The organism is Ilumatobacter sp., assembly GCF_049588435.1.
GTDB lineage: Bacteria > Actinomycetota > Acidimicrobiia > Acidimicrobiales > Ilumatobacteraceae > Ilumatobacter_A.
Window position 1 is genome coordinate 1 of the sequence record NZ_JBAVYV010000185.1, and the last position, 3,294, is coordinate 3,294.

General features: G+C 70.2%; 2 protein-coding genes and 1 pseudogene. All 3 read left to right on the forward strand.

Annotated elements, in window-relative coordinates; genetic code table 11:
* Positions 1 to 347, forward strand: a pseudogene (locus tag WBV89_RS06750) (acyl-CoA dehydrogenase); the annotation flags it as partial.
* Between the two features lie 103 nt (positions 348 to 450).
* Positions 451 to 2,004 carry a sigma factor gene (locus tag WBV89_RS06755; protein WP_423980565.1) on the forward strand — a complete coding sequence of 518 codons (1,554 nt, stop codon included), beginning with the start codon at positions 451 to 453 and terminating at the stop codon, positions 2,002 to 2,004.
* Between the two features lie 156 nt (positions 2,005 to 2,160).
* A complete protein-coding gene (locus WBV89_RS06760) occupies positions 2,161 to 3,273 on the forward strand; it encodes a hypothetical protein (RefSeq protein WP_423980566.1) in 1,113 nt (370 codons plus the stop codon).
* The last annotated feature ends 21 nt before the right edge of the window (positions 3,274 to 3,294 follow it).

Consider the following 3,294-nt stretch of genomic DNA (forward strand, 5'->3'; position numbering starts at 1 on the left):
TGGCGGAACGCGCGGTCCGGCTGCTCGCCGATGCCGCGTGGAATCCGTCCGACGAGGCGGTCGGCGCGGCGGCTCGCCTCGGCGACGAGTTGTCCCGCCTGTGGTCGGACGACGACGCACTGATCGCCGGTCTCGCAGCGGGAGTCGACCTCGTCGACGCGGCGAGCGACCACCGCGCCGCCTGTCTCGACCATGCCCGCCGCGCGACGACGGGATTGCTCGCGGCGGTCGGCGGAGCCGGGATGGACCTTCGCCACCCCGCACAGCGGCTCGCCCGCGAGGCGGACTTCTACGTGATCCAAGCCCAGACGACCGACGGTCGCGCCGCCACGCTCCGCTCGCTCTGAGGCGTCACGCACCCACCGTCAAGCCGCTCGCCACCCACCGTTCCGATCCCGGAGAGTGGCGCAGGCCTTGCGGTGCGTGTCGTTCGTCACGTACCGTGGCGCGATGACGACCACGGCGAGTGCGCGGCACGCCGTGAGAACCGCGTCGACTTCGCGTCGTGACGAGCCCGGACACGCAACCGACGAAGCCCACCTCATCGAGGCAGCGCGCGACGGCGACACCGATGCGTTCGCCCAGCTGTATTCACTTCACGTGGCGGAGGTCTGTCGGCTCGCTCGCCGACTCTGTCGTGACGCCTACGAGGCCGACGATGTGGTCAGCGAAGTGTTCTGCAACACGCTGCGCGCCCTGCGTCGCGGAGCCGGGCCGACCGACGCCCTGCGCCCGTATCTCCTTCGCTCGGTTCGCAACACGGTGATCAAGGTCCGCACGCGAACCGACTCCGGACGCGCCGACCCGGCATCACCGGACACGCTCGACCGACCCGACGACCACGACCCCTATCTCGCACCGGGTGCGGCCACCACCGCGTTCGGAGCGGTGTCGGAACGTCACCGACGAGTCCTCTGGTCGGTCGAGGTCGAAGGGACGCCGACCGCCGCGGTCGCCGAGACCGAGGAGATCGCCGCACCCGCTGCCGCGTCACTCGCCTACCGGGCGCGATGCGCGCTGCGACGCGCCTACATCGGAGCATCGATCACCCCCACGACCGCTGCCGAGTGCGTGCCGATCCGATCGCTCATGGCCGCCTATGTCGACGGTGGCCTCGGTGCGGCGAAGTCGGCGACCGTGCTCGCCCACAGCGACCTCTGCGCCGATTGCGCTGCAGCGCTCGTGAGTGCTCGGAAGCTGAAGTCCGGCCTCGGCGACAAGGCTCCGTTCGCGGCACTGATCCTCGGACTGCGAGCGCTCATCGCGATGGCGGGTCGCTCGGTGGCCGGCCTGCTCGCTGCGACACCGATCACCGCCGTCGTCGCCACGGCGACCCTGGCGCTCGGTCTGGGTGCCATGGTCGATGCCGAGCCGGTCCCCGACGATGTGCGAGCCTCAGCAGAGCAGCCGCGACTCGACGATGGGGTCCGCGACGACGTCGAGCCGACCGGGTTCGGACCGATCGACGACGGCCCCGATTCCACACCGATCGACGCCGCGACCGTGAGCGAACCGCTCGTGTTCGGAGACGTCTCGGTGCCACGCTCCGCGAGAGCCCAGCCCGGCGAGGATGCTGCCGAGGCGAACGCACCCGCTCCGGCCGGCGTCGACGGAACCGATGGATCCGTCGACGGCGAACTCCCCCTCGTCGACGAGGTCGTCGATGCCACCCAACTCCCGTCCGCTCCCCCGGTCGAACACGTCACCGAGCACGTCACCGAGGTGGTCGGCCACACGACAGGTGCCGTCGTCGAGGTCGTGGATGCCACCACCGACGTGGTCGACACCGTGACCGAGGTCGTCGACCGGACGACTCGCACGGTGACGGATCTGGAGGTCGTGGATGTCGTCGTCGACCTGGTCGCCGACCCGACGTTGACCCAGACCGTGGACGATGCGGTGGCCGACTCGGCGGGCGCGCTGGATGACGTCGTCGATGCGGTCGTGGGTGGCGGCGGTGCCTCCGTGGGCGGCCTCCTCGGCGGCCTCGGATCCGGCAACTGAGCCTCCCGCGTCGACGACTCGCCGATCGACGGGTCGGGACGTCTGGAGAAACCTTCGAACTTTCTCGAAGACGACCGTCATGGATCGTCCGGTGGTGGGTGTGCACAGGTGAGGACGTCGCCGATTCGGGCGGTGTCGACAACCAAGGAGCCCACCATGATGTTTCGAAAGAACCCCGAACGATTCCTGCTCGGCACGCGACTCGTCGGCATCGCCGGCATCGCGCTGGGTGTCGGTCTCGCCGCGACACCGAGTGCTGCACATGCGTCCTCGGCGCCCGTCCGTCAGGCTCCGTCGGAGCGCTGCATCCTCGTGCTGTGTCCGGGTGGCGAGGTCGACATCGACCTCGATCTCGACATCGATCTCCCGATCCTCGGCGATCCCGCTCCCACACCGACGACCACGCCGACGCCGTCCACACCAGCGCCCACCCCCACAACGCCGCCGGCGCCCACGCCGAGCGGCAACGTCGTCGACGTCGACCTCGACCTCGGTGTCGATGTCGGGCTCGGAAATGTCGCCGATGTCTCGGTGACCGTTCCGGCCGATGTGGCCGTCTCGACGGGCGGACACAACGGTGGCGGCGCTGGTGGCGGAGTCCTCGGCGGACCACCGTTGCTCGACGTCGACGCCGGCATCGAACCGGCGGTTGACATCGACCTCCTCCCGCAGGCTGGAGCGCCGCTGCCGGTTCCGGGCATGGGCGGTGACGGCACGGACGGCGGCGACGTCGTCGGGTCGTTGGTCGACCTGGACGCCGATCTGATCTGCGGCCTCTCGTTCCTCGTGCTCGGCCCGTCGGATGTCCGCTGCGGAGGTGCGGTCCTCGGTGACGTGACCACCGGGCTCGTCGATGTCGGCCTCGACGTCGACATCTGCGACATCAGCGTGTCGGTGCTCTCGCCCGCCGAGGAAGCCGAGTGTGCCTCGGCGGCCACCGACGACGGCAATCCCGGTGACGACGGCGATCCGGCCGTCGACACCGATGGCGCCGATGACGATTCCACGAGTGACGGGAACGCCACCGGCGACTCGGGTGACGCCGGTGCGGGCAGCGACGGCGACGACTCTTCGGCGACAGGTGCCGGGAGCGGTTCGGATGACGCCTCGAGGGGCATCGTCACCAGCGATGCGAACGGCCCCGGTGGCTCACTGCCCCTGACCGGCAACACACCGCTGTTGATTCTCGCCGCGGCGTGCGTTCTGCTGGCCGCCGGGACTGCGGTCCGCGTCGCCGGCTCGCGACACAATCCGGATCCCGTCGACTGATCCCCCCGGATCGTTGGGGGG

What these genes read in the sequence shown, in the direction of transcription:
- WBV89_RS06755 (WP_423980565.1), top strand. Translation starts at nt 451, where the DNA reads ATGACGACCACGGCGAGTGCGCGGCACGCCGTGAGAACCGCGTCGACT.
- WBV89_RS06760 (WP_423980566.1), top strand. Translation starts at nt 2,161, where the DNA reads ATGATGTTTCGAAAGAACCCCGAACGATTCCTGCTCGGCACGCGACTC.